A 26,003-nucleotide genomic window follows, 5' to 3' on the forward strand; every position below is an offset into this window, starting at 1 on the left:
TGTGATGAAGGTTCAACAACCCACGGAAGTTTTTATTAGCTGAATCTTAGTTTGCGGATCTGCAGGAAAACGGCTCCGAGAAAACTGATGATGGAAATGAATAAACCAGCCGTGAATCCTTCCGGTTTATATCTTAACGCAATTGCGTGCTCACCGGAAGGGGCAAGTATTCCGGTATAGGCTGAATGGACAGGGAACGTATCGACCGGTTGCCCGTCGATATTTGCTTTCCAGCCTGGTGAATAGGGAATGGATAAAAATAAAACCGCATCCAGCTCTGCCGAATAACGGCCATTGACGTAATTATTGCCGTAATCGATGTCCTGCAAGCTGCTGTTCTGATAATCCCGTATGATTTCTTCATAAGTTTCATAATCGGCAGCAGTCACCTGGATATCCTTGATTAAAAATTCGCCAGGTTGGATGGTCAATGAAATGGCTTCCGTTTCCGAGTCCATTCCGAAACGGAACAGCACTTGATTTTTTGCATCTGTATACGTGTATTGGTCAACTTCGTAGCGGTTGTTCCGCATATTCTTTTGGAGAACATAACTGGCGCCAAGGTTGCTGGCAGCCCTGATTGTTAATCCTTCATTTTCTGTATAAGGAAAGACATCCGCATAAACAGTCAGTTCGGAAAGCGTGTGGTCTTGGATAGGGATGGTTAGTTCAATGGGGGTGTCAGACTCCACCCAGACGCCATCGGCCCGGGTCTCCACCTGCGTCTCATCGTCAAAAACAGCGTCTGCCAAAGAGCTGATAGTCTGAGAAGCGGTAGAGTCGTCTGAGTCCAGTTCCGAGGTATTGAAAACATCATCCGGCAGTACGGCATTTCTCAGCAGCCGTTCATCGAGCAGGGGATCCCTTGTGTCATCCACTGCAGAAATCGGCATAGCTGTTTTGTATAAAAAACCGATAGGCAAGGAGAACCGGTTTTCCTCGATGACAATATTTTCATTTTCGTAAATGGTTTCGTAGCCGTAAAGATTATAGGGTTCAGCAAAAGAAATCGTGTATTTATTAGTTAGCAGGGTATTCAGGAACGTGTTGGTTGGAAAGCCGTTGACCACATTCAATCTTCGCGTTCCTGCAGCTGCCAAATAGTCCATCTCGAACTTCTGCAAGTTCCATTTGGCTAGGGATTGATAGGTAAGGTATGACCTGTACCCATAGCTCATGGAGGCGTTATAGCCGGATACGCCGGGATAATTGATGTTGATTCGATAAAAGTCTTTGTCCTGTTCAAGTTGTGCAAGCCCCTCTTTGATGGCTTCGTTATCAAAATGATTTTTGTAATCGTCTTTGCTCATGAGCGACAACACGCCCCAAACCCCTTTATGGGTTTCTTCAAGTTCCTCTCCTTCGGATTTCATAATCAGATCGGTCACCAAACTGTATGGAAGCAACAAACTATAGAGCAGGATCGCCAGCGCTGCAAATGAAAAAACGGGGACTTTCAATCGTCTATTCGAAACGAATTGCCCCGCTATAAATAGAATTGCAAAAGCTAAAGGCATGAATTTGATGAAGGTATCGTAATGGGTAAACGGATTTTTATCAAGCCAAAGGTAGATTAATAGTGAACAAAAAATGAGCACGATGCTGTTTTTAGCTTGTTTAAAGTTCATTTCATTTAAAGCGACGGCTGAAAGCATGATGAAAAAAAGGTTGAAGACAAACAATGCCCTGAATTCATCCGGCGTACTAAAACTGCCCAGCAGCGAATTGAGTTGCTGGACCATCAACATGAAAATGAGCAGAACCCCTGCAAATCCCAAAATCAGAAAACGTTTTTTGAAGCCGTTGATGAAAAAAAGAGGGAGTGCCAGAAGAACGACAAAATTGATGCCGCCTTGCCACAGCAGTTTTTGGATCACTTCATTGAAAGTCAATAAAGCATCTTCGATTGGCTGTCCTGCCCGGTAGAAGGCGTTGGACTGAAATAAGCTGTATACAGATGGCAACAGAATGACCATAGCGGTTCCGAGTGCCAGTAAATAGAGCGTAGCTAATCGAAAGTGGAAAAAAAGAAATGCCTTCACAGTCTTTTCAGAATGGCTGGCAACAAAATAACGGACCCCGCTGTAGAAAAAAAGGCCAAGCGTAATCATGAAGAGAAAATAGAAATTGCTGATGCTCGCAAAGAACAAAGCAACAAAGAGCAGTGCCGGTTTGTTGGCGGATAAAAACCGCTCGAATCCCAAAAGAATGAACGGAAAGTAGACCGTCGCGTTCAAGAAAAAATAATGGGTATAGAAGTGATCGAAATTGAACAATGCAAAACTATTGGCAATCCCTCCTATCAAAGCGATGTTTTTATTGACGCCCAGTTTCTTCAGTAAAAGATAGGTTCCTAAACTGATGAGGAAAATTTTGAAGACGGCCATAGGAATAAAGGAAATGGGGAACCAGGCTTTAGGAAACAGCAGCAAGGGCCAGATGAAAATATCGCCCAGCATGTAATAGCCGAAGTCATTCCAAAAGCTGCCGCCAGGACCGTAATTCCAGGACCAAAAAGGCATTTCCCCGCTTCTGGCAAGGTCGTGGAACAAGTTGAAGAAGTGGATGTATTGATTAAAAGGGTCGCCGCCTAATGAAATGTAGAGAAAGCCACTGGCAGGAATCCGAAAAAAAATAAGACTGCCCATGAACAGGACCAGGAGTGTTAAGATAATCAGCTGATAGTCGATTCTTTTTGCCATTCTTGGAACACCTCGATTAAAAATATAGCGGGTACAAAGTGCCATCAGGCATTTCTTCCAATATACAGGAGTCTGAGTAATTTATCGATAAAGTTTATTGAAAATTCAATATACTTATCTAAAAAGAGTGAATTTATGGTATTGGGCAGGCTTAAGAAATAAAGTTGAAATTATATAGGCTTCTCTTTACATATTCTGCTGCGATAATGGGTAAAGAAGTATATTGAACGGCAACTGTGTGGTTGCCAAGCTGAAACTGGAGGATGAGCAGATGAGAAAAATGAACCGGGGAATGATAACCTCATTAGGAGCAATCGGAGTGGCGCAGGCTTTAAAGATCGTCACGCATAAATCGGTGACAGGACAATGGGATTGGAAGCAGGCCTTTACAACAGGCGGCATGCCAAGTTCCCACTCAGCCGGTGTATCGGCACTGGCTTCATACGTAGCTGCCAATAAAGGAGCGCGTCATACAGAAACGGCATTGGCCATCGTATTCGGCGTTATCGTCATGTACGATGCACAAGGCATCCGCCGCCATACCGGCGAGATTGCGCATTTGGTCAATGACTTGGAAGACAGCTTCGTGAAATTTTCTGGAGAGTTCCCAAGCTTTGAGTTTGTGGAACGTGAAAAGGAATTGAAGGAATTGCTTGGCCATCAGCCAGTTGAAGTATTAGCAGGCGCTGCTTTTGGGACCGTCCTGGGACTGGTTTCCGCAGCTATTGAAAACCGTGAACGTGAAATCGAAGAACAAGAAGAACGTTCCAAAAAACGTCTGCCCCACAACGGACGCAGCCGCCGATTGACACGATCCCATTAAAAAATGCAGCCATTCCTTTGGGAAATGGCTGTTTTTTTGTTTATTCGAGCAGAAAAATCGACAAGCGCACCTCAACTGGCTGGGAGCGCACCTCGCGGCGGGACAAGCGCACCTCAAACGGCCAAGAGCGCACCTCACAACCCGGCAAGCGCACCTCAAACGCCCAACACCTTTCCTCGTCATCAAACGCCACAATTGTAAAGCGCAGATTAAGAGTTTCTAAAGACTCCGGATAAGGGGATTACGGTGATTGGCAAATGGTATAAGCTGAGTGTAGCGCCTAATCATTTTGAAGGAGGAAGATCATTTGAAAACTTCGTTTTTGAAAATGTCTGTTCCTGTATTCGCCCTTGGATTTGTTTTGACGACGCAAGTGGACACGCAAGCATACGTGGCAACAAACGCGCCAGCATCTGAAAAACAAAAACTGGCCTACGAACCGGGTGCAGGAGTTTTGGAAAGGTTAGGCCCCTACGAACAACAGCTAGCCGAATTGGAAGCAGACCTTCAGGCATTGATTGAAGAACTGGATGACGAAGAAGCCATCAGCTTTGAACAATATCAAGACTACCAGTCCACATTGGATGGCCTGATTCATGAATTAAACACAGTGTCTCAAGAGATAGAAGAAGCATCTCCAGCCATAAACGCAAACTTCAAAGAACTGTTGCAGCTTCAAGAGCAAATCCATGGGATTGATGTGCAATAACACTTGACTCAATGAAAACAGAGAAAGCGCAATTGTCATGACGGCAATTGCGCTTTCTCTTCTTCTCTATGTTCCTAAAAAATAGTATTTTACTAATTCGATTATACTGACTGGACAATCTCCAGCATACTGTCTATTTAAGAATATTTTACATTTCGATGGTTTTAGTGGATGTAAATCTGATATTTATGATAATATTACCTTCTGAATAGATAGATTTATTACAAATGCGAAGACTTTATTACATCTTGCAACCCTGAGTAGTTGTTTGACGTTATAAGGTTTATAATGGAAGAAATTAAGGGGATTTTTGCTAGTCCATCAGGAGGTACAATTCATGCAAAGAAGAAGCAGAAAGCAGAAAAAGCGCAGCTTTGTTTACGCAACCGTATTGATATTGACATTACTTGGTGTCGGAATCGGTTCAGCACAGTTTTTGGGGGATGAGCCGGAACAAGCAGAGCCGCCGAAACAAGAGCAACCGGAAAAAGAGACACAACAAGCGGCACCTGAGGTAAAAGAAGAACCTAAGGAAGAACCTAAGGAAGAACCGAAAGAAGAAGCCGAAGTAGAACCGAAAATCGAACCCGGTACAGTGGAAAAGGTAGAAGAACCTGAAGAAACAGTGCCAGCAGAAGAACCGGTTGAAGGCAAAGTCACCAAGGTGGAAAATGTTGTTCCGCCTTCTGAGCAACCTGAAAAAGTAGAACCGAAGAAAAAAGAAAAAACAGCGATCATCAAAGAATCTCAGCAAAAAGTCTATACGGTTTTGACTGAAGGCGGACAAGGATCCGGATTCTTGTTTTCAAACACAGGTATGGTTGTCACGAATGCCCATGCTGTTGCAGGATTCACTGATGTAGTGGTCCGCAATATCAATGGACAAGATCACCCGGGTACGGTTGTCGGCATTTCTGGTGAATCCGATATCGCATTGATCCACGTGGAAGCATTCGAAGGCATTGTGCCCTTGGAAGTGGAAATGGGAGCAACTGATGTGGGAACTGAAGTCATAGCACTTGGAAGCCCGGCAGGTTTAGAAAATACGGCATCCATCGGTTATTTGACTGGAGTGGACCGTGACTTCTATCAGGAATTCACTTACGAAGATATCTATCAAATTGATGCTAAAATTGCGCCTGGCAGCAGCGGCGGCCCATTAGTCGATGCGACAACAGGAAAAGTGATCGGCATCAACTCGTTGGTGATTGAAGAAGGCGATTCGATCGGTTTCTCTATTCCGATGTATTCAATGTACGACCAATTATCGCAATGGGTTGCGTCGCCAATGGCTGTAGAAGATGTTGCGGCAATGTTTAAGGCGTATGACGACTTCAGCGGCTACGAAGACGAAGATTATGAATACGATGTTGACTTGGAAATGAAATTCGATGAAACCAACTTAAGCGAGTTCATCGGCGATTTCCGTTATTATTACGAAACGGCATTGAAAGAAGAAGATTTCTTCTATGTGCAGAACCTTCTTGTCTACCAAAGTGATATCTACAACGGCATTGCTGAATACATCACCGATATCTCTGGACAGGGAAGAGAGTTCAACTTTACGAAGCTGGACATCTCAGGCATTGAAATCTTTGAGGATCATGCCCTCGTGCATACAGAAGAAGCATTCGACTTTAAAGATACAGCTGGTGTCTGGTCTGTACAGGAACGCAGCAAAACCTACACCATTGTAATGGATGAGTATGGATTCTATTATGTATCGGATATTGTTAACAAAGAGTAAGGGAAATAGTAAAGCTAAAGTTGTTCGTTTGAATCCTGGGATTCGAATGAGCAACTTTTTTTATTTGAAATAAAGCAAAAAGTCTCATGTTTAGGTGGCGAATAGAAGTTTTTGAAGTATAATAGTAATGGAATCAATTAACTAAAAATTCTAATTTATAAAAAACTTTTAAAAGAGGGATGTATATGACGGTACTTGTCACAGGGGGAGCAGGATTTATCGGCAGCCATGCCACGGTAGAACTGCTTGAGAATGGCTATAAAGTGGTAGTGGTGGATAATCTGTCAAACAGCCAGAAAGCAGCCATTGACCGCATAAAAGAAATGACCGGTAAAGATTTTGCATTCCATCAAGTGGATTTATTGGATTCACAGGCCTTGGACGATATTTTTTCCACGTATGACATTTCAGCAGTTATGCATTTTGCCGGATATAAAGCTGTCGGACAATCGGTTGAAATGCCCCTCAGCTATTACCACAATAATATTAGCGGTACATTAACGTTATGCGAAATGATGCTGAAGCATAACGTCCAGAAGTTGGTCTTCAGTTCGTCCGCCACTGTTTACGGTCTTCCGGAGCGTGTTCCGATTGAAGAGTCGTTTTCGTTATCTGCAACCAACCCTTATGGACGGACGAAGCTGATGATTGAAGAAATACTGCGCGATCTTGCTCTATCCAATCCTTCAATCCGTATTGCGATTCTTCGCTACTTCAATCCAATCGGAGCTCATCCAAGCGGAAAGCTGGGAGAAGATCCACGAGGAATTCCCAACAACCTGATTCCTTACATTACGCAGGTGGCAATCGGCAAACAGCCGGAACTGAAGATATTCGGCGGAGATTATGAGACAAACGACGGAACCGGTGTCCGTGATTATATCCATGTGATGGATTTGGTGAAGGGGCACATTAAGGCGCTGGAGTATCTGGAAAAGCACGAAGGAGTAGAAACGTTCAACCTTGGTACTGGAACAGGCTACAGCGTATTGGAGATCGTCAATAGTTTTAATGATGTAACGGGAAAACAGATTCCTTACCAAATAACCGATAGAAGACCCGGAGACATTGGGGTCTGCTATGCCAATCCGGAAAAAGCCAAAAAGCTGTTGGGGTGGCAGGCAGAAAAAAGTTTGAAGGAGATGTGCAGGGATTCCTGGAACTGGCAGGTCCAAAATCCTGACGGCTTCACGCAATAGGCGATAATTTATACGCAAGCTGCAGAGGAGAAGAATTATGTTCGATATTTATAAAGAAATGTGGAGAAAAAGAGGAATGATCCAGTCTCTTTCCATTCAGGAAATCAAAAGAGAATACGCAGGCACGCTATTGGGCTTTGTCTGGGGACTCGTCAACCCCCTGATGCGCATTGCGGTCTTCTGGTTTGTTTTCAGTATTGGAGCGAGAGCTGGTGGTCCGGTAGATGGTGCTCCTTTTTTTGCTTGGCTGGCGATTGGAATGGTGGCTTGGTTTCTCCTGAATGATGGATTCCGGCTTACGCAGAAATCATTTCGCAGCAAGAGATCGATCATCAAAAATACGCCTTTTCCCATCGCTATTCTTCCGGCCGTACAGATTCTATTTTCGTATTACATCCATTTGATCCTATTGGCAGTGATATTCGTGTTGATGGCTTTATCGCTTCAGACAGTTTCGCTCTATAACTTCCAGTTGATTTATTACGACTTTGCGGCTGTCATGCTGCTTTTGGGAATCGGTTCGGTGACTGCTCCATTGGTAGCTGTAAGCAAGGATTTCGGGCGTTTTCTCGACACCATCCTGGTTTTCCTTTTTTGGATGACACCTATTTTTTGGTCAGCGGACAATTTGGGCATGTATGAGTGGATCATCAAAATCAACCCTTTCCACTACATTGTCCAAGGCTACAGGGATTCCTTTTTCTATGACATCGGGTTTTGGGAGCAGCCGTTGTATACTTTATACTTTTGGATTTTGGTTCTCATCTTCTTCCTGCTCGGAAATTACTTGCATAAACGGATGAAGCCGATTTTCCTGGATACCTTGTAATATTTATTCCTGAAAGGCGGATCGTGATGGATGTAGCAGTCAGCGTCAAAGAACTCACAAAAAAATACAGTCTCTATAAGGATCCGTGGGGTCCTATTAAAGAAGTGGTGACACGCAAAAAGCTGCATAAGGATTTTTATGCGCTTCTTGGCGTCTCGCTCGATTTCCCGAAGGGGGAGTCGATTGGGATCCTGGGCAAGAATGGCTCCGGAAAATCGACTTTGCTGAAAATCATTACGGGCATTACCGAACCGACTTCAGGGCAAGTGGATGTTCATGGCTCCATCGTGTTTTTGGACGTCAGTTCTGGAATCGATTCGGAATTGAGCGGTTACGATAACATTTTCATGAAAGGTACATTGTTGGGCTATACGAGACAGGAAATGCTGGCGAAAATCGATGACATCATCGAATTTTCTGAGCTTGGGGAATTTATCGGGCAGCCTGTCAAAAATTATTCTTCAGGAATGAAGGCCAAACTTGGCTTTGCCATTTCAGTAAATGTCGATCCGGATATTCTGATTGTCGATGAAGCACTGGCCGTGGGAGATTCAGCCTTTCAAAGAAAATGCATGAACAAAATGAATGATTTCAAGCTTCAGGGGAAAACCATCATCTTTGTCAGCCATGATAATCGCGCGGTCGAATCATTTTGTTCGAAAGCAGCGTGGATTCACCAAGGAGAACTTATTACATACGGCGACTCTAAGTTTGTCGGTTCCATGTACGCAGAATTTATGGGAGGCCTCAAGCCTATTGAAGCGATACAGGCCGAAATTCAGTATGAACACGCGATTGAAGAATGCACCTACGGATTAACAGAAGATGGCTTCAGCCTACAAGTGAAAGGCTACGTCCGGAATCGGCAAGGACTTGATGTCCAAGAGCATTTTCAATTGGCTATCCGGGATAATCGAACTGGAGAAACTGCTGTGAAAAAGCTGCAGCCGGCGGGCAAAGAATTCACGGTCAGCTTTACTGATCAAGAATTTCCTTTGTTTTTCAAGCCAGGCAAATACAGTTTTTGGCTCCGCGAAAAAAGACCAGATGAAAAAGTAGTGCAGTTTTCCATTTGGGAAGGAAAAGCGGTCCTTCGTGAACTGCCTTCAACAGGTACTGGCCGATTCTCCTACCAGTTTGCTGTGCGGCAAAACAGCCTGGAATTGGCCATCGAAAATCTTATGAAAGTCGAGCAGCAGGTCAACAAAATGTGGGTGGAAGACGAAGTGCTCCATATTGAAGGCGTTGCTTTCGTAAGAGGCTATGAAACCAGGTCTTCAGACGCTGTCTCGATGGTTTTTTATTTAACAGAACTGTCCAGTTTTAAACGGTTTGCATTTCCGGTCAGCATCAGCGAGACGGAAGAAATTACAGAAAACCCATCTTACAATCCACAGGGAAAGGTTTATAATTATTCGCGATTCAAAATCGCTATCGACCTTGCAGGCTTGGAGCCGGGTAAATATGAAAGCCACTTAAGCTACAAAATGACGAATCGTCCGCACCACGATCTGCTGAATCTGGTCTGGGCATCCAAAGCGCAGGAATACCCGGCTGACCCTTATGCTGCGGAGTCCTATACAGTAGAAGTCCAAACCGCCAGCAAATACTTGCGGCTCGAAAAGAAACCGGCAAACGGTGTGTCTGCCGAACGTTAATCTATTCACAAGGGGTAATCATATGGAACGTAGAAATATCGTTTTTTTAATCAATGAATTCAATGATCACGGAGGCGCTCAACGCGTGGCTTCTATTTTGACGAAGGAATTTATGGAGGATGGGCATCATGTCTCCATCCTGAGTGTCAACCAACAGAAAAATGCGCCAAGCTATTTTTCGGATGAAGTTCCTGTCACCATAATCCATAAAGACAACTACCGGCCGCCTGCGGCAATCGAGCTTTCCTCGAACCTGAAACAGCGGCGGTTCGTTAAACTATCGAAAGAATTGAAGCGGCGTTACCGGCTTCAAAAGCAGCGGAATGAAGTGAAGAAGTTTTTTGAAGCCTTTGGTGAAGAAGAGGTATTTGTGATTGCCATTCAAGTGTATGGCATGCAATGGCTTCAGCCGGTGCTTTACAAACGAAACATCAAAGTGATCGGCCAAAGCCATGAAAGTGTGGCAGCAGCGCAAAGCTCCAAGCGCTACAAACGGATTTTGACGTATTACCGCCAAGTATCCAAATTCCTATTGTTGACACAAAAAGATGCCGATCATTTTGAAGAAGCAGGCTTTACGAATACTGGAGTGATGTACAACCCCTCTCCGTTCCGCCAATTCACCTCCCCGGAAATTTTGTATCAGCATAAAAAAATCGTTTCCTCAGGAAGGCTGGTCGCAGGCAAAGGATTTGATGTATTGATCGAATCGTTTGCCGGAGTGGCGGGTGCAATTCCAGATTGGACATTGCATATTTACGGAGAAGGGCCTGCCGAAGAATCCCTGAAAAACCTCATCCGTATATTCGAGTTAGAAGACCGGGTCTTTTTGGAAGGGCAGACGGAAGACATTGAAACATCTTTAAGAGAAGCCAGTTTTTTCGTGCTGTCATCAAAAGCAGAAGGGCTTCCCATGTCGTTGATTGAAGCGCAGTCCTGTGCATTGCCATGCATCTCTACAGATTGCGCGCCGGGCATCCGTGAAATTTTGAACGAGTATGAAGACAGTCTGATTGCGCCAGTGGGAGATGTCCATGTACTGGGGCGGCATATCAAGCGCCTTGCCGACAATCCGGAACTGTTTTATGCCTATAGCCGGAATGCTTTTGAAAATAGCCGGAAGTTTGATAAGCAAGTCATCAAGCAGCAATGGTATGAACTTTTTGACGAGTTGGGAGGCCGAGGGAATGGTCAATGATCACCAAATGACAACACGGCCGAAGCTTTCTGTCGTCGTGATTGCTTTCAATAATGAACTGTACATCGAAGAAGCCTTACAGTCCTTGCAGGAACAGAGCTATAAGGACTTTGAAGTGGTGGTGGTCAACGATTTTTCAAGCGATCGGACAGGGGAACTGATCGATCGTTTCGTAGAAAACAAACCCAACTTTAAAGCCATCCATCTGCCTGAAAACAGTGGAGGCTGCAGCACGCCGAGAAATACCGGAATTACCAACTCAACAGGTGAGTACCTGATGTTTCTGGACGGGGACGATTGGTACACCGTAACAGCTTGTGAAAAAATGGTCGAAGCAATCGAGCGGACCGATTCGGATTTCGTGGCGGGACAAGTAATCCGTACGAATAATTACGAAATCTGGTACCACAAACAATTGTATTCAACGGAACGCATCAATTTGAATATCCGCGAATTCATGGGAATGTTGTTTGACAGTCTGTCTGTTAATAAAATCTACAAACGTCCGTTTCTGGATGCCCATCAATTAAGATTTCCTGAAGGCATTCATTATGAGGATATTGTCTTTACCGGAAAAGCTTATTTTCTTGCAGAGTCTTTCAGCATCATTCCCGAACCGGTCTATTATTGGCGAGTGGTGGAAAACAGCGACGTCAAATCCATCACCAACCGGCGCTTTGAATTTGAAAACTTTGAGAACCGCATAATCGCACACCGGTACTTTGATCAATTTTTAAGAGAAAGCGGTGCGGTGCTTTACCAAAAAGAAAAAAACAATAAGTTCCTCCGTCATGATCTGAAGCTATACACAAACGACTACCTTCTGTTCGATGAGGAGTATAAAGACAAGTTCCATGCACTGATTTATGATTACCTGCATGAAACGATGGATGAATATGCTTTTCTGAATTTAGCGGAAAAAGACCGGATTCTCTATTACTTGCTGTATATCGGAGACCGTGCAGGATTTGATGATTACATTGCTTACATCAATGGCGTCGCAACAACTGCCAACCGGATTTATGCGATCGGCAGCCAGTATTATTTTAAAGCGTCGAAAGATGTACGGAATCACGAAAAATTCTTGAAGCTTCAACAGCCGGAAATTGCTTACCGTATTTCCGACATACAGTTGGATGAAGAACGATTTTCATTTCATGCACAGGTCGATGTCAATTCGATTGACAGTGATGAAATCACATCCTTCTGGGTACTTCGAAATCGTCAGACAGGCGCTACATTGGTGTCGGAAAAATCCGGTGACGGCACGATCACTTTCCATGTGAAAAATATGGCGGAAGGCAATTATTACCTTTCTTTATTCGTCAACCATATGGGCAACCTTCATAGAGTATTAGTGAAAAAATCGGAAATTGCTGACTTGCCGAATATCGAAATCAGGGAAGGAGACCTGTCAAAAAGCATCTATATCAACCAAAAGAACTCCTTTTCAATCCGGGTTCAGCCGGTGAAAAGAGTGGACCAGGTCAAGTGGAAGCTTAAGCAAAGGAGAACAGCCCAATCCGCCAAGAAGTCCGGGAATGCCGAATCGGCTTTCCAGAAATGGGCCAAACGCTGGATTCCACGATTGCCGGTCCGTTCAAATTGGGTTTTGTTTGAAAGCCATATGGGCAAGCAATACAGCGACAGCCCTAAGTATCTGTATGAGGAGTTACTGGAATCGGGAAGAAAGTATAAATATATCTGGTCGTTTCAGGATCCGGAAACAGTGGAAGTGCCAGGGCCAGCAGTAAAAGTGAAGAGAAACAGCCTGAAGCACCTTTATTACCTGAACCGCGCAAAATTCTGGGTAGACAATCAAGGGCTGGCGCATCTGGCAGACAAGAAAGAAAATCAGGTCTATATTCAGACATGGCACGGCACACCGCTGAAACGGATGGGCTATGACCAAAAGAAATTGCCGTCCAATGAAGAATTGGCCCGATTGAAAAAACAGACCGATGCATGGGATTACTTGGTGTCCCCTAACCGGTACACCAGTAAAGTCCTGAAAAGAGGTTTCAGGTATGGCGGCGAAATTTTGGAAACGGGCTATCCGAGAAACGATTTGCTGATCAGCCGGCCACCGGAAATCAAAGAAAAAGCGCGTATGCAACTGGGCATTCCTTCTGGCAAACAGATCATCCTTTTTGCTCCGACATTCAGGGATTGGGACCCGAATTCGTTCCAACGGGTGTTGGATGATGTCCAATACCTAAGCAAAGAAGTCGGCGACAATACAGTGCTTGTCCTAAGGCTCCACTATCTGCTGTCGGATAAGATTTCCCAATTCGAATTGCCGCCGAATATCGTGGATGCATCCAATTACCAGGACATTCAAGAGTTGTACCTGCTTGCGGATATGCTGATTACCGATTATTCATCTGTCATGTTCGACTATGCATTGCTGAAACGGCCGATTCTGCTGTACTGCTACGATCTCGATGAATACATCACACGGCGTGGCATGTATTTTGACTTTGCCGAAAAAGCACCGGGTCCGGTCTGCAAAACCATAGAAGAGCTGCTTGAATACATTAAAGAGCCAGAGAAGTTGGCTGGGTATGAAGACAGTCTGGAGCGGTTTGTCGAAGAGTTTGGAAGCCTGGAAGATGGCAAAGCTTCCGCAAAAGTGATTGAAACAGTTTTCGGCCAAAAATAAAGGGGGAAAGTGTATGGCAATTCTTGTTTCTGTCGTTATTCCGGTATATAACGCAATTCCATATTTGGAAGCTTGTCTCGAATCGGTTGCCATGCAAACTTATAAGAATTTAGAGGTCGTAGCCATCAATGATGGTTCAACGGATGCGAGTGAAGAAATACTTCAGCGATATGCCCGAAATGACCAGCGCTTCAAGGTTTACTCACAAGACAATCATGGATTGGGGTACACCCGCAACCGTGGTGTTTCCTTATGCCAGGGCAGCTACGTGTTCTTCTTGGATTCGGATGATATCCTTCCGCCAAAAGCAATCAGCTCTTTGGTGGAAGCAGCAGAAAAAAGCGATGCGGATTATGCGGTGGGCAAAGTGATCCGGTTTGACAAAGAGCGGCAATATGCCCCTCCCCGCCATGTGGAATTCGGGTTGTATAAGGAAAAGGCAGTGACGACGCTGCAGGAAAGTCCAGAGCTTATGCAGGACAGCATTGCCTGCAATAAACTATGGAAAAAAGAATTGTTTACAGAGCATCAGTTGGCTTTCACAGAAGGCAAATACTATGAAGATTTATCACTCACATTAAAAGCGGCCGTGCTGGCAAAAAAAATTCAGGTTCTGGACGAGTTGGTCTACCAATGGCGCGTTCGGGAAGAAGAGTTTATGCCTTCGATTACACAACAACAGATGAAGCTGGAGAATACAGCTCACCGGCTGGAAGCACTGGCAGAAAATCGGGAGTGGCTAATCCTGACAAACAGGCCGCAGCAAATCATCGATGAACACGATCTAAAAAGCCTGCTGGATGTCATCCGGCTCCATGTTCTGAAGTATGCGTTGATTGCCGAAGAGGAAAAGGCGCAATGGAAAGAGCTGGTTTATTCTTTTTTGAAGGGCATCCCAGCAAGCATTGCAGAAAAGTTGCCGGATAAGGAAAAGCTGTTGTACCAATTGATGATGGCAGAAAAAGTAGAGGATTTGATGAGGCTGTCACAGCTGCTGACGGATACCGAGAAGTCACCGGTTGTCAGACAGGAACCTAACCGCTTTGTCTTTGAGGGAACTGAAGAGGAATATGAAGTCACGAAATTCAATAAACCAAAGGTGATCGTGGAACGCGTTGACACGCGAAATGGCAATTGGCAGCTTTCCGGAAAAATATGGATACCTAAAGCCTCACGCCCGCTTACAGGAAGCTTGTATGCCAGAGACCGAAAAGGGGACAGGGAATTGCCTGTAGCCAAGTTCAATCTGGATCAGCCGACTGAAGGCAGCATGTATCCTTTTGAAGAACAGGCTTTTACTCTCAATCTGGACGCCTCACCACTGATAGAGGCTGGAAAAGACACGACTTATGATTTCTATTTCAAGCTGGACGATTTTCCTCGTTCCCCGAAAACCCGGGTCAGGCTTTATTCAGCAGCCGATCCTGGTCAGGCCCGTAAGGCAGGGCGACAGAGAATATTCCTGTACCGGACCAACTATGGCAATTTGAGCTCCACCATATCAAAACCCCAGCGCTTAAAATCTTTGATCAAAAAGGTTTTGCCTGTGGGCAAAGGATAAAAAAGCACTTCCTGTTGAACTGTTCTCCGTTGTTGGTTATTGCCAGCATTCGAAGAGACGTTCAGTTTAGGAAGTGCTTTTATTTGAGTGAACCAATTCTTTCTATGGTTCTTATCGATCGTAATTTACATTGTAAGCTTCTCTGGTGACAGGCGGAGTTTTGCTGTCTACCGGAGTCGGCTCTAAATATTTTATTTTCCCGGTAAAATACCGGGTAAGACGGCTTTGGTAAAGCATAAAGGCAACGCCGATGCATGCCGAAATTGTAAGAAATGCCATCACGCCTACATAAGTGAAAAAGTTTTCGCCAAAGGTTAACGACAGTTTCACAAAATAGGGAAGAAAAATCATATGTGTTAAATAGATGAAGAACGAAAAATTGCTGATCATTACCAATGTTTGGTTATTAAAGTTGAATTTTCGGATCAATGCCACTAAAAGAAAGAAGACGCTGACTGAATACAAAAGCATATCGTACCGCTCACTCGAAATTCGTGTATAATCCATTTCGGTGTAATTGTACATGATTATTCCAAAACTGCTGATCGTCAGCAAGACAGGTACCCATAATTTTTGAGTTAAAAATGTGATAAGTTGTTCATAGTATTGGCCAATATAAAATGCGACAATAAAATAGAACAGCCACATAAAGATATGGGTTTTGTACCAAAGTGGATAATCAGTCAAAATGAAATTTTGATATGCATCAATGTGCACATAACAATATACGTGTGCAAAAGAGATGGCAAATGAAATGAGGATCGGTCCAATAGGATTGACGCGGGCCAAATATTTTCCGATCAGCCAATGAAGGATATAAAATTGAAAAATTACTATAACGAAGAACCCGTACCATTGGCCCAAAACAATTTTTTGGAATGCAACTTCCATGAATGAAAGCAAGTCTTTATCAGAGCTTCTGTAACTGACAATTAGCCCGACAAATATGTATGGCAACAAGATGTACTTTACCCGCTTCAAAAAGAATCCTTTTTTTAATCCATTCGGATAATTTTTGGATATCAAAGTTTCGGATAATAGAATGAATATGGGAGTTGAACAAAGCAGAGCAAAACGTATCCAAAGAATATACTGGTCGTAGGCAGCTTGGTCGACTTCAATATTCCTTAAGTAGTTTGAAATGGAATGTGTTACAACAATTGCAAGACACATGATGGCTCTAATAATATTGATTTCATTTAAATTTTTCACTGTATTTCTCCAATAAAAAAACCTATGCTAAAAGCAATAAGTTAATTTCGTTTTTATAACAAGTATTTAATCTACTTGAATACATTATTATAGTATAGATAAGTTCTTTGTGACTGTCTACTCCATCCTAATTGACAGAAATTAGAAGGGTGATAATATTAGGTATTGCAATAATTAAATTGGCCGGGAGATTAATCATTATGATATTAAAAAAGTTTTCAACTAAGTTAAAGAAAATGTTGGTAAAAAGAGTCGAAATTGAAAAGTACTATTTTGAAAATAAGAACCTTCTTTTTAAATTCAAATTATCGAATTTTTTCGCATTAAAGAAGCAGGTTAAGGCAGAATTTCTGATAAATGAGGATGTTCATCCATTAACTTATGAGTTGCAGCCTAATAACTACTTGATCGTTACTATACCAGAGCACTTGCTTTCTTTGGTCACATCCAGTTCGCGCGTCCAATTGACGATCAATAATAAAAAGATCTGGATTACAGAGCACGAAATGTACAAAGCGGGCGACTTTCAAGAGTCTTTATTGATTGGCAATAGGTTTCTATCAACTAAAGTAAAAAGAAATGTCATTATCACTAACCGGTTTGCTGATTTTTATTTTATGGAAAATGCGGTGAGTGCTGAAGTCGAATCTGTACACTATGATCTTCTGACTATGTCTATGAACTTGCCAAATCTCTTAGAAGATGATTCACGAACGGTTGAACTCTATGCTTTTAACAACTCTCAATTCCGGATGCAGACAGGCATGAGAAGTGATGAAAAGAACATCGTCGTCTTCAGTGGGTTTTCAGAAATGGCTGCCGGTTTATGGCGTATGTTTGTGCAGATTGACAACAAGCTATACCCGATAAACTTATTGAAATCGTTCGACGAGAAATTCAGTTCGTATCACCATGAACTTCAGATTCTCAATCGGAAATCTGCATTTTATTTAGAGATGATTCCGCATTCTGTCGAGATTGAGTCTCTTTCAATTGTGGAAAAGCAAAATTACGATTACCTGATCTCATTTTCACTTCCTAATGGACCCACTAACTTAGATTACTCTCTGCAAGTGGACGATCCGAAGAGTGGCTTGGTTAGATCTTATCCCCTAAATAGTCGAGATGGGAGTCTTGAAACCAATCTTCCGATGAAAGAGTTATTAGAGACTCTTTTTGCAAAACGATTCTTTCTTGTAGAACACAGTGAAGAACCGAAAGTTTATAGATTTATACTGGACAAAGAACTTCTGCAAAATACCACTACACATTTTAAAATCATATCAAATTCACAGTTTGTAAAATTAAGGTTCTATCGCCGTAAAGATTTATCCTTGGGATTGGCAATGAAACAAGCTAAATTGAAGAAGGCGATTCGAGAGGTAGAAGATTTTCAATTAGAAGGAGTTATCGGCTCAATTGAAGAGTTTATCGGCTCTAAAGCTTATTTGATGATTGAAGACCGTTTGTCCCAAGACTCGCTTCAAGTTCCTATTACCGGCGAATTTACAGTTGATTTGAATGGTTTGGATTTAATAGGAATCAAGAGTAAAGACAAAACAGTTCTTGACCTCTTCGTCGTTATTGAAAACAGTGCGGGCGAAATCATTCGAAAAGAAAAAATCCGCTACAGCAAAGCAAATTATAAAAAAGACAATTATTACAGCCACAAAATTCAGTATGACGCGGAAAACAATGAACATCATTTTATGATTACAACTACTCCTTTTAATAATGTGAAGGTGGAGTCGTTTGCCATCAGACATCACATTAAAGTTCCCGAAGATGTTACAACGAAAGATGATAACGTCTGGTTGATGGGTGAGCGGACGAATACGGCACAGGATAATGGAATCGTCTTTTTTAAATGGCTGCAGAAAAACACAGCAATCGAAGCCTATTATGTGATCGAAGAAGACAGTTCAGACTATGAACCTATCAAACATATGCCGAACGTTTTGATTTTTGGATCGGAAAAGCATTTTGAAGTCGCATTTAAAGCTAAAGTTTTATTGGGTACCCATGACTTGGAAAATATACTTCCTTATAAGCCAGCCAAAGGTTTTTTTGGATACGAAGAAACGATTAAAATTTTCCTTCAACATGGGGTATTAGGCCGCAAGAATGTAGAGTACCATAAAAAGAATTACGACATGCCATTTGATTTGTTTATTGTCAGTTCAGATCCTGAAAAGAAAGTCATTGTAATGGATGAAATGGGTTACGACGATCATGAAGTCGCTGCCACAGGACTGGCTCGATTTGATAACTTGGTTCAAGTGAATCCGCCAAAGGATATCTTATTAATGCCAACTTGGCGTGATTGGATCAATACAGACGAACAATTCTTGAAAAGTGAATATTTCCTTGCCTATTCCAATTTGATACAAAACGAAAAATTACTTCAATTGCTTGAAGAATATAATGTCAATATCAACTTTTATCCGCATTATCGAGCTCAGGATTATTTCCAAAGTGAAATTGAAAATATGCATGAACGCATTAAATTTATACCGCTCGGATCGCAGACAGTGCAGCAGTTACTGATTGATCATGCACTTCTGATTACCGATTACAGTAGTGTGAGCTTTGATTTTACGCTGCTCAATAAACCGGTTGTTTATTACCATTTCGATGTAGAACGCTTTTTCCGTAAAGGTATTTTACGTCCTGTCGAAGAAACCTTTATCGGTGGAATCGGTACCTACGAGGAAGAGCTGGTGACAATTATTGAGGATAGAATCAAGAGCCATTTTGCTAATTTCGAATACGAAATAACTGGCATTATTAAACACCAGGATCAGCACAACAGCCAACGTATTTATGAGGAAGTTCAACAGCTGATAGAAAACAAAAAGGCCGCGAAAGTATAATGGATGGAGTGAACACCATTCAATCTATAGTGTCAAAACCATACAAAAAGAGCAGTGAAGTAAATCTCACTGCTCTTTTTAATATCATCTATTCACTGGAAACCAAATCAGCAACCAGGATATAGCGTTCCGGTGCATATCCCACATAATCGAATGGGTAACAGGTCGAAACCGTCAAAACAGCTTTAGGCTTCGGAACAATGACGGTCCGGTCGTCTTCGTCTACAATCCGGACTTGGCGTACTTTGTAAGTAAAAGTTCCGGAGAAGGTTTTGACAATCAGCAAATCCCCTTTGCCGACTTCACCAAGTTCACGGAAGACCGTGTCCCGATGTCCGGATAGGACGGAATTGTCATTTTCCCCAGGCATGACGCTTTCAGCAAAATGGCCAACGCCTTTTTCCAATTCGTCTTCATTTGTGCCGTGGATAATCGGCAAGGAAGCTTCCAATTTCGGAATGATCAGTTCACCCATAAGGTCGCCGATTTCAGGAGTTTCCGGATAAATGGAGTCCCTTACTGGTTCTTCAACAGGTTCTTCAGTTTCATCTTCTTTTTCAATCGGAGCTTCTGCCATTTCGAGTGGCTGCGGTTTGTTGCTGAAGTTTTTTGCTTCAACGTTCCCCGTTTTATAAAGCATATAGCCTTTGGCGAAAGTAGCGGCATTTGTGGTGCTGAACCACAAACCGAGAACAATCAGAATGATGGATAGAGAAAGAAGAAGCGGTTTCTTGCTTCTTCTTTTTTCAGTTCTGCCTTTCATCATTAAATTCCTTCAGTTCTAAAGCGGCGGAATAAAACAATCCCTGCGGAAATTAAAGCCAGGCCAATCAATGCATTGACTGCAAAATCAGTGGATGTAGCAGGCAGTTTGCCGCCTTTTACCGTTTGAGTAGTTGTGGGTGCAACAACAGCAGGTTTTTGAACCGCCGGCGGTGTTGAAATGATTGTTTCCACTATCCCCAGTTCTGTTCCTGTCTCCACAATTATTTCAGAACCGAACATTTCAGCTGTCAATAAAATATCGGCTAAAAATACATCTTTCAAATTATAGATTTCGATTAACAGGTCAGCGCCTTCAGTTGATTCAAGCGTCATAAGCGTTGATAAAGATACTGAAGTTTTCTGTCCATCTTTCACAAAAAAGTAAGCTGTTTTCAATTCGAAAAGCTCGATCAAGTCATTATAAATGTCCATAAGCTCAGCGATTTGTTCTGCGGTTAATTCATCCGCAGTTTCAAATTCCCCGATTGCCATCATGCGATCACTCAATTGGGTCAACTTTTCTTCGAAAGCTGGATTTTGATAATCCAATGTTTCCATGTGAGCGATTAATCTTTCCAGTTCTTCTTCCGTCAATCCAAGCTCAGTGAAAAGCCCATCAAGTTCCAAATCGTATTCATCCAGTTCTTGATAATAAATAAGCGACTCCTCTAGATCTTCGATAAATTCATAGTTTTTAATGGAATCAGAGTATCCATCCAAGTACTCTTCCAATGCTTTTTCTGATGTGAATCCGTATTCTGTCATCAGTTCCTGAAGGTTTGTAGGAGTGATGGGTGTTCCCAATTCATCCTTCAAATAAAATTCAACATAGTACTCAATATCTTCGATGAAAATCAAAAGAGTTCCGTCAAGCACATCTTCTCCGTATTCAATGTCGCCAAATTCATAAAGCACTTCGTTCAATTCGGTGCGCGTCATTTCGAGTCTAGGCAATAACGTCTGGATGCCTTCTTCAGTCAACGGTGTTCCCAGTTCATCCACTGTATCAAATTCATCCAATGACCACCCTTTGCCCTCAAGGTAATCAACATAGGCTTTCTTTTCCCAATTGATTTCAACTAAAAATTGATCAAACTTGGTATCATCCGCCTTGATTGCAAAGGCTGATAAAGGCATGCTGCTAAAAAGAAACCCTAAACCTACTAAAAAAACTACTAAACGCTTCATTTTCTTCCCCCTGTGTATAATAAATGGAATATCTAGAATATTATAGTCACAGATCAGAATGATTAATATAGGTATATTGAATTATAAATATGGAATTTAAAAAAGAAAAGATATTGTTAAAGAACATTTAATTTTTATAGCAGTCTAAAGAGAATACTGAATGTATACTATTGAGTTCTGAAAATTCCGATTAATGTTATGATAGAAAGAAATAGAACCCATGGGGAACAGGAGGTCTTTCCGATGTCCATCAGAAAAGCCATCATTCCAGCCGCCGGTCTTGGAACACGTTTCTTACCCGCTACAAAAGCCATGCCGAAAGAAATGCTGCCCATTGTCGACAAACCGACCATTCAATATATTGTAGAAGAAGCCGTAGATTCAGGAATTGACAGCATCATCATCGTTACTGGGAAAGGCAAACGAGCGATTGAAGACCATTTTGATCACGCCTTTGAACTGGAAGCCAATTTACTGGAGAAAGGCAAATTGGACATGTTGGATGCGATTCTTCAAACATCGAAATTGGAAATCCATTACATCCGCCAAAAACAACCACTTGGATTGGGGCATGCCATTTGGTCAGCCCGTAATTTTATTGGGGATGAAGCATTCGCCGTATTATTAGGGGATGATATTGTAGAAAACGAAGAGCCGTGCCTGGCTCAACTGATGAAACAGTTTGAAAAGACCGGAAACTCGATCATTGGTGTACAACAGGTTCCGCTGGAAGAGACTTATCGTTATGGAATAATCGATCCGATTTCAATGGATGGCCAATTGATGAAAGTCAGAAGCTTTGTGGAAAAACCGGTACTTGGAACAGCACCATCCAATTACGCAATTATGGGCCGCTATATTCTGACTCCTGAAATCTTCGGGTTTTTGGGCGAGCATCAATTAGGGGCAGGAGGCGAGATACAGCTCACGGACTCCATCCAAAAGTTAAATAAAATCCAAAAGGTCTATGCTTATGAGTTTGAAGGGCGAAGATATGACGTCGGCGAGAAGTTTGGTTTTATTGAGACCACGATTGATTTTGCGTTAAAACGGGAAGAGTTGAAAGAACCTTTGCTGAAGTTGTTCAAGAAAATCTTAAGTGAGGAAAAAGAACGCCAAAACCCTTGAAGAGGGCAAGGGGGATGAGAATCGGTTTGATTGAGATTCCTTTGGTTTATCCATTCGGTATCGGAGAGCCTCAAGCTCCTGTATACTGAAAAGAAAATGAAGACGATGGAGGTCACGGCCATGGAAACCATTCTTGCAATATGCATAGGTTTGGCATTAAGTGCAACTGTGGGGTTTAGAATCTTTACTCCTTTGTTGATCACAGGTATATTCGTGCATGTAGATTGGCTGACACTTTCAGAAGGGTTCAGCTGGATCGGCAGCACTCCCGCAATTATCGCTTTTGGGGTAGCGACCCTTTTTGAAGTGGCAGTCAATTATATTCCGGCTGTGGGCTCGTTTATGAAAATGATTTCCACACCGATCGCTGCATTGGCGGGCATTCTGCTGACGGCGTCATTTATTGGAGACATGAGCCCCTTTTTGGAATGGAGCATCGCAATCATCGGCGGTGGGGGCGTAGCCACTGCCTCCCATGCAACCATTACAGCTGTTAAAGGAGTCAGTGAAACGGCTTTGATGAGTCCGGCTGTTTCCTTGGCAGAAGATGCTACTGCTACAATGGCGCCGATTCTGATATTCATAGCGCCGATTCTGGCAGTCTTCTTCCTGATTGCTATGGCGTTCATGATCTATAAGTTGTATCGTCGTTTTCTTTATAAGCCGAAAGCTATATGAAAAGGAGCTGGAATCTATCTTCCGGCTCCTTTTTCTATTATCTCGGAATCACCAGCACTTGTCCTACACGAAGTGAATTGACATTGGTTATTTTATTGGCTGCTGCAATCTTGGCAACGGTCGTTTTATAGGTGCGTGCAATGCTGTAAAGGGTATCACCTGCTTTCACAGTGTATTTCACAGAAGTAGCAGGCGGTGCAGTGGTTTTCCCAGGAATCGTCAAGACTTGGCCGACACGGATTAAACTATAATTGGTGATATTATTGGCTTTGGCTAGCGCCGCAACGGTGACATTGTATTTTTTCGCAATGCTGTAAAGGGTATCACCGGCCTTAACCGTGTATTTTACTGAAGTGGCAGGGGGCGCAGTAGTTTTTCCGGGAATCGTTAATACCTGGCCTACGCGGATTAAATTATAATTGGTGATGTTATTGGCTTTGGCCAGTGCAGCAACAGTGACATTGTATTTTTTCGCAATGCTATAGAGAGTATCACCGGCTTTGACTGTGTATTTGGTTCCACTTGCTGGAGCAGAAGGCAATTTCAATAATTCAGAGACCGTCACAAATTTATAGCCTTGGGCTTTCAATTTGCTGATCATGCCTGGCAAAGCACCGGGAGTCCCAGAGGCACCTGCGCCGGTATGCATCAAAATGATTGATCCCGGTACAATATTGTTCAGGACCTTATTGGTGATTTGAGTGGATGAAACGCCTTTCCAGTCGACCGTGTCGATATTCCACTGAATCGTATGGGTATATCCAGCTTCACCTACAGTTTTAAGGACAGTTGAATTGGATGCACCAAAAGGGGCTCTGAAAATCGGTTTGGTCGATTTTCCTGTTATCTCTTTAATGGTCGTTTCGGTGGTAGCCAATTCACTTTTTATCTTAGCAGCTGAGATTTTCGTGAAATCGGGATGTGAATAAGAATGGTTGCCGAGCTGATGGCCTTTGGCTGAGATGTTGTTGATCCAGGTCGGATGGTTTTTTGCTCCGGAACCTGTCAAAAAGAATGTGGCTTTGACGTTATGGGCAGATAGGACATCCAGAATTTTATTGATGTTTGTGCCATCTGAACCGTCATCGAAAGTAAGAGCGACAACTTTGCTGGTGGTACTGCCTTTCGTGACATAGGTGGAGCTTGCTGCTTGTGGCTGGCTGGAGAAGGAGAACACAGTAAACAGGGTCAATAACATGGCTGCTGCAACTTTAATCCATTTAGAAAGCACCTTTCTCACCCCTTTATTTAGTGCGCTGAGCCGAGCCAGCGTATGTATAGGAGAGATTAGGCCGGTAACTATGGTGAAAGATTGAGGAGGGATTTTTGCAGATTCTCTAATCATATTATACCACATGGATGAGCAATAAGGGCTAATTTAAACTGAATATTTTGAAGATTAATTAGTGTATCCAAAAAGAAAAAATCCAGTTGTCCATAGATTGGGCAGCTGGATTTTTCTTTATAAATCTTTTGTATCGTAAATGGCGGTGATGAGCTGACAAGTGCTGTGGCCAGTCGAATATGTATTCCAATGGCTGCGGAACAAATCAATTTTTTCATGGTCCACAGAAGAATCTTGAATATGCGCAAGCACTTCTGTTGTAGTCTTAGCGATCGGGCCAGGGAAATAAAGATTGCTTTCCGCCCATATTCCTTGGGTCTTGCCGTAATCTTCCAAGTCATACGTATAGAAAATCATCTTTTTCCCGAGCAGCGAGAACTCCACTGGGATAGACGAATAATCGGTGATCAAGATGTCGCTGACGATCAGCAGATCGCTGAGGTGGGGATAGTCAGTGGCCAACAGGACCCGTGGATGATCCACTATGTTGGTTACTTCTTGGACAGATGGATGCAGCCGGATCATGAGCACATAATCCCCATCCATTTTTTCGAGAAACTCTGATACCTCTAATTGAACTTTCATACTGTGCAACGAATTTTTCCGGAAAGTAGGGGCATACAATACCAATTTTTTTCCTGCAATGATTGGATATCTCTCGATTAATTTGGCGTAAGCATTTTCTTTTGCAGCTTTATCGAAATAGAAATCAGTCTGAGGAACCCCAGTGTAGATAAAATGGCTTTGATCCACATGGAAGGATTCAGAAAAGATATCCGCCATTTGCTGGGAGCCGACAGGAATGTATTGAAACCGGTCGTATACTTGCTGAAAGCGCTGCTTGGCCCGCTCGCTTCTGGCGGATGTTTCAGGATCGCTCCACCCAAATTTCTTGATGGCTCCAGCCGCATGCCACAATTGAATGCATTTTACTTCTTGGCGGAAGCGGATGACGGAAAGGACGCCTGCATAATTGTCGACAAAAACGTATTTTGCGGTAGCCAAATGGTAAATCGATAAAAACGTATCCAAAATATTGGACGTTTCAAAGCTGTATATCTTTTTATTGGTTGTAGGGACAGCAGTGAAGTCGATTTTGCATCTGGATTGGTTGATGAAAATAATTTGATGCTTTTCCGACTTCGCTAATTCTTTCGCAATGAAAAACGCATTGTCACCAAATGAAGAAAGAAAGACCGTTTTATTTTTCATGGGGAAAAGATTGAACAGGGAAAAGAAAACTTTGAATAAAAACAGATAAATAGATATTCCGAATTCCTTTATCATTGTTTGTTGTAAAGGTCGGTTTTGATTTTTGTAGTTGAGATGCCTTCGGTTCTCGGCAAATAAAGCACTTCACAATAATCCATCAGCTCATCAAATTTGCCTTCCCAGTCAGATCCCATTACAAACAAATCTACATTATTCTTCTGAATATCATCTACTTTTTGGCCCCAATTGTGTTCGGGAATCACTTCATCCACGTATTTGATCGCTTCAAGGATTAATTTGCGTTCTTCGTAAGAGTGATAGGCTGCTTTTCCTTTGATAGCATTAAATTCGTCCGATGACAAGCCGACAATCAAATAATCGCCATACTCTTTCGCCCGCTTTAATATATTGATATGGCCATGGTGAATTAAGTCAAAGGTCCCGTAAGTAATTACTTTCTTCATAATTTGTTCACTCCAAAAATGCTTATTTTCGATTTATTTAACAATATGCT

At 42.6% G+C, this 26,003-nt stretch carries 18 protein-coding genes and 1 pseudogene; 12 read left to right on the forward strand and 7 right to left on the reverse strand.

All coding sequences use genetic code 11. From position 1 onward, the window contains the following. Positions 1-35: 35 nt before the first annotated feature. Positions 36-2,702 (reverse strand): YfhO family protein, encoded by a 2,667-nt coding sequence (locus tag QMA04_RS04740; protein WP_290184244.1) that lies wholly within the window; start codon positions 2,700-2,702, stop codon positions 36-38. Positions 2,703-2,973: 271 nt separating this feature from the next. Here QMA04_RS04740 and QMA04_RS04745 point away from each other — a divergent pair, with 271 nt between their 5' ends. The 9 genes and pseudogenes from QMA04_RS04745 to QMA04_RS04785 all read left to right on the forward strand — a co-directional run bounded on the left by QMA04_RS04745 (position 2,974) and on the right by QMA04_RS04785 (position 15,088). Then, positions 2,974-3,525: a divergent PAP2 family protein gene (locus QMA04_RS04745; protein ID WP_290184245.1), complete on the forward strand. Its 552-nt coding sequence runs from the start codon at positions 2,974-2,976 to the stop codon at positions 3,523-3,525. A 307-nt stretch (positions 3,526-3,832) separates the two neighbouring features. Continuing rightward, positions 3,833-4,234, forward strand: a complete 402-nt coding sequence (locus tag QMA04_RS04750) for a hypothetical protein (RefSeq protein WP_290184247.1) — start codon at positions 3,833-3,835, stop codon at positions 4,232-4,234. 337 nt (positions 4,235-4,571) lie between these two features. Continuing rightward, positions 4,572-5,981: a S1C family serine protease gene (locus QMA04_RS04755; RefSeq protein ID WP_290184249.1), complete on the forward strand. Its 1,410-nt coding sequence runs from the start codon at positions 4,572-4,574 to the stop codon at positions 5,979-5,981. Positions 5,982-6,166: 185 nt separating this feature from the next. Continuing rightward, a complete protein-coding gene (gene galE, locus QMA04_RS04760; protein ID WP_290184251.1) occupies positions 6,167-7,180 on the forward strand; it encodes a UDP-glucose 4-epimerase GalE in 1,014 nt (337 codons plus the stop codon). A 37-nt stretch (positions 7,181-7,217) separates the two neighbouring features. Further along, positions 7,218-8,009, forward strand: coding sequence for an ABC transporter permease (locus QMA04_RS04765; RefSeq protein WP_290184253.1), 792 nt, complete (start codon positions 7,218-7,220; stop codon positions 8,007-8,009). Between the two features lie 26 nt (positions 8,010-8,035). After that, positions 8,036-8,536: pseudogene (locus QMA04_RS18240) on the forward strand (ABC transporter ATP-binding protein); the annotation flags it as partial. 1,153 nt (positions 8,537-9,689) lie between these two features. Beyond that, positions 9,690-10,865: a glycosyltransferase gene (locus tag QMA04_RS04775; protein WP_290184257.1), complete on the forward strand. Its 1,176-nt coding sequence runs from the start codon at positions 9,690-9,692 to the stop codon at positions 10,863-10,865. Then, positions 10,855-13,527: a bifunctional glycosyltransferase/CDP-glycerol:glycerophosphate glycerophosphotransferase gene (locus tag QMA04_RS04780; RefSeq protein ID WP_290184259.1), complete on the forward strand. Its 2,673-nt coding sequence runs from the start codon at positions 10,855-10,857 to the stop codon at positions 13,525-13,527. Before QMA04_RS04775 ends, QMA04_RS04780 begins: the two co-directional genes overlap by 11 nt. Positions 13,528-13,540: 13 nt before the next feature. Continuing rightward, positions 13,541-15,088, forward strand: a complete 1,548-nt coding sequence (locus QMA04_RS04785) for a glycosyltransferase family 2 protein (RefSeq protein WP_290184261.1) — start codon at positions 13,541-13,543, stop codon at positions 15,086-15,088. 111 nt (positions 15,089-15,199) lie between these two features. Here QMA04_RS04785 and QMA04_RS04790 read toward each other — a convergent pair whose 3' ends face one another. Then, entirely contained in the window at positions 15,200-16,300 is a 1,101-nt protein-coding gene (locus QMA04_RS04790; protein ID WP_290184263.1) for an acyltransferase family protein, read from the reverse strand. Positions 16,301-16,500: 200 nt separating this feature from the next. On the opposite strand from QMA04_RS04790, the gene QMA04_RS04795 reads away from it, so the two are divergent. Next, a complete protein-coding gene (locus tag QMA04_RS04795) occupies positions 16,501-19,173 on the forward strand; it encodes a CDP-glycerol glycerophosphotransferase family protein (protein WP_290184265.1) in 2,673 nt (890 codons plus the stop codon). Between the two features lie 88 nt (positions 19,174-19,261). Here QMA04_RS04795 and QMA04_RS04800 read toward each other — a convergent pair whose 3' ends face one another. Together QMA04_RS04800 and QMA04_RS04805 are read right to left on the reverse strand one after the other, a co-directional pair. Further along, positions 19,262-19,939 (reverse strand): class D sortase, encoded by a 678-nt coding sequence (locus QMA04_RS04800; protein ID WP_301611059.1) that lies wholly within the window; start codon positions 19,937-19,939, stop codon positions 19,262-19,264. Then, positions 19,939-21,126: a processed acidic surface protein gene (locus QMA04_RS04805; RefSeq protein WP_290184267.1), complete on the reverse strand. Its 1,188-nt coding sequence runs from the start codon at positions 21,124-21,126 to the stop codon at positions 19,939-19,941. The genes QMA04_RS04800 and QMA04_RS04805 overlap by 1 nt, the downstream gene beginning before the upstream one ends. 243 nt (positions 21,127-21,369) lie before the next feature. Between QMA04_RS04805 and galU the strand changes: the two genes are divergently transcribed. Both galU and QMA04_RS04815 read left to right on the forward strand, forming a co-directional pair. Then, entirely contained in the window at positions 21,370-22,254 is an 885-nt protein-coding gene (gene galU / locus QMA04_RS04810; protein WP_290184269.1) for a UTP--glucose-1-phosphate uridylyltransferase GalU, read from the forward strand. 120 nt (positions 22,255-22,374) lie between these two features. Next, on the forward strand, positions 22,375-22,932 hold the full coding sequence (locus QMA04_RS04815; protein ID WP_290184271.1) for a DUF4126 domain-containing protein: 558 nt from the start codon (positions 22,375-22,377) through the stop codon (positions 22,930-22,932). 37 nt (positions 22,933-22,969) lie between these two features. Here QMA04_RS04815 and QMA04_RS04820 read toward each other — a convergent pair whose 3' ends face one another. From QMA04_RS04820 to tagD, 3 genes are all read right to left on the reverse strand, one after another. Continuing rightward, on the reverse strand, positions 22,970-24,163 hold the full coding sequence (locus QMA04_RS04820; RefSeq protein WP_290184273.1) for a LysM peptidoglycan-binding domain-containing protein: 1,194 nt from the start codon (positions 24,161-24,163) through the stop codon (positions 22,970-22,972). A 231-nt stretch (positions 24,164-24,394) separates the two neighbouring features. Next, positions 24,395-25,564 carry a CDP-glycerol glycerophosphotransferase family protein gene (locus QMA04_RS04825; protein ID WP_290184275.1) on the reverse strand — a complete coding sequence of 390 codons (1,170 nt, stop codon included), beginning with the start codon at positions 25,562-25,564 and terminating at the stop codon, positions 24,395-24,397. Further along, positions 25,561-25,953: a glycerol-3-phosphate cytidylyltransferase gene (gene tagD, locus QMA04_RS04830; RefSeq protein WP_203339221.1), complete on the reverse strand. Its 393-nt coding sequence runs from the start codon at positions 25,951-25,953 to the stop codon at positions 25,561-25,563. Before tagD ends, QMA04_RS04825 begins: the two co-directional genes overlap by 4 nt. Positions 25,954-26,003 lie beyond the last annotated feature (50 nt).

Origin of the sequence: Planococcus sp. APC 3900, from assembly GCF_030407735.1 — a bacterium.
Taxonomy (GTDB): domain Bacteria; phylum Bacillota; class Bacilli; order Bacillales_A; family Planococcaceae; genus Planococcus; species Planococcus notacanthi.